General features: G+C 64.8%; 2 protein-coding genes. Both read left to right on the top strand.

Annotated features, from left to right (window positions below):
• The coding region (locus Q7T84_RS04550) for a DUF983 domain-containing protein (RefSeq protein ID WP_304806518.1) at window positions 1–291 on the top strand (291 nt) is incomplete at its 5' end.
• Between the two features lie 11 nt (window positions 292–302).
• On the top strand, window positions 303–2,088 hold a 1,786-nt coding region (locus Q7T84_RS04545; protein ID WP_304806516.1), incomplete at its 3' end, for a phosphate acyltransferase.

Below are 2,088 nucleotides of genomic sequence, written 5' to 3'. Positions count from 1 at the left end.
GGGAGCCTCTTTCGCGCCTACCTGAAGATCCGCCCGTTCTGCGACGTCTGTCGGCATGAGAATGGCCGGTATCCGGCCGACGAAGCCCCACCCAACTTCACCATCCTGATCGTCGGCCATCTCGTCGTCGCACCGCTGCTGGCCTTCCGGGTGATCTGGACCGTGCCGACCGGACTGCTGCTGGCGATCCTGCTTCCGGCGCTGACCGCCCTCATCTTGCTCGTCCTGCCGATCGTCAAGGGCGCGGTCGTGGGCGTGCTTTGGGCGCTCGGCGCCCAGTCAACATCCTGAGGACATCGGCTATGCCCCTCCAAGATCGGCGCGCCCGCGACGAGCAGGAAGCCCTGGATTTCCACCGCTACCCGCAGCCCGGAAAGATCGCGATCGCGGCGACCAAGCCCATGGCGACGCAGCGTGATCTAAGCCTTGCCTATTCTCCGGGCGTCGCCGCGCCGGTGCGCAAGATCGCCGACAACCCAGACGCCGCCTACGACTATACCTCCAAGGGTAATCTGGTGGGCGTGATCTCCAACGGCACGGCGATCTTGGGGCTCGGCGACCTGGGCTCCCTGGCCTCGAAGCCGGTCATGGAAGGTAAGGCTGTTCTCTTCAAGCGGTTCGCCGATCTCGACTCCTTCGACATCGAGGTCGCCACCCGCGACGCCGACGCGTTTATCGAGGTGGTGCGCCACATCGGCGCGACATTCGGCGGCGTCAATCTCGAGGATATCTCGAGCCCAGACTGCTTCCGGATCGAGGCTGAACTGCAGGACCTGCTCGACGTCCCGGTCTTTCATGACGACCAGCATGGGACCGCCATCATCTGTTCCGCCGGCTTGATCAACGCCTGTGAGGTGACGGGCCGCAAGATCGAGGATGTGCGCCTGGTTCTGTGCGGCGCCGGCGCGGCGGGCTTGGGGTCCATCACCTTGATGAAGGCGCTTGGCGTCCGCGCCGAGAACACCATCCTCGTCGACATCGATGGGGTCGTTTATCGCGGCCGTCCCACGGGAATGGACCAGTGGAAGGCCGTCCACGCGAGCGACACCCCGCATCGGACCCTGGCGCAGGCGCTGGTGGGCGCCGATGTCTTCATCGGCGTGTCGGCCAGGGGCGTGCTGACCAAAGCCATGGTGGCGACCATGGCGCCCAATCCCATCATCTTCGCCATGGCCAATCCGGACCCGGAAATCACCCCCGAAGAGGCTCTGGAGGTGCGCCAGGACGCCATCATCGCCACCGGGCGGTCGGACTATCCAAACCAGGTGAACAACATCCTGGGCTTCCCCTACATCTTTCGCGGCGCGCTGGACGTTCAAGCCAGGTCGATCAATCACGAGATGAAGATCGCCGCCGCCCAGGCGCTGGCGATGCTTGCCCGTGAAGACGTGCCCGACGAGGTGGCGATCGCCTGCCAGGGGCGTCAGCTCAAGTTTGGGCGCGACTACATCATTCCCTCGCCGTTCGATCCGCGCTTGATCTGGTTCGTGCCGCCGTTTGTGGCCGAGGCGGCGATGCGCAGCGGCGTGGCCCGTCGCCCGATCGCCGATATGAACGCCTATCGGGCTCAGCTTCGCCGCCGCCTCGACCCGTCAGCGGGCTTCCTACAGACCATCACGGACGCTGTCCGTTCCGCGCCAGGAAAGCGCGTCGTTTTCGCCGAGGGCGAGGAGCCTTCGGTCATCCGCGCCGCCTACGCGTTCAGCAGCCAGGGCCTTGGCGTTCCTGTCCTGCTCGGTCGTGAGAACCTGATCCGGGCCAATGCCGAGGAGGCGGGGCTGGATGTCTCGGAGTTCGAGATCGAGATCATCAACGCCCGGCTGTCGGATCGCAACAGCGCTTATGTGAATCACCTCTACGGGCGTCTTCAGCGCAAGGGCTATCTCAAGCGCGACATCCAACGGCTGATCAATCTCGACCGAAACAGTTTCGCTGGAGCCATGGTCGCCTTGGGCGACGCCGATGCGATGGTCACCGGCGTCACGCGCAATTTTGACCAATGCCTCGAAGAGGTGTCACGCGTCATGGACCCCGTTCGCGGCGGGAGGGTCATGGGCCTTTCGGTGTTGCTGGCCAGGGGGCGAACCA

This window comes from Phenylobacterium sp., from assembly GCF_030654915.1.
Classification (GTDB): domain Bacteria; phylum Pseudomonadota; class Alphaproteobacteria; order Caulobacterales; family Caulobacteraceae; genus Phenylobacterium.
This window is presented reverse-complemented; position numbering and strand designations above follow the sequence as displayed.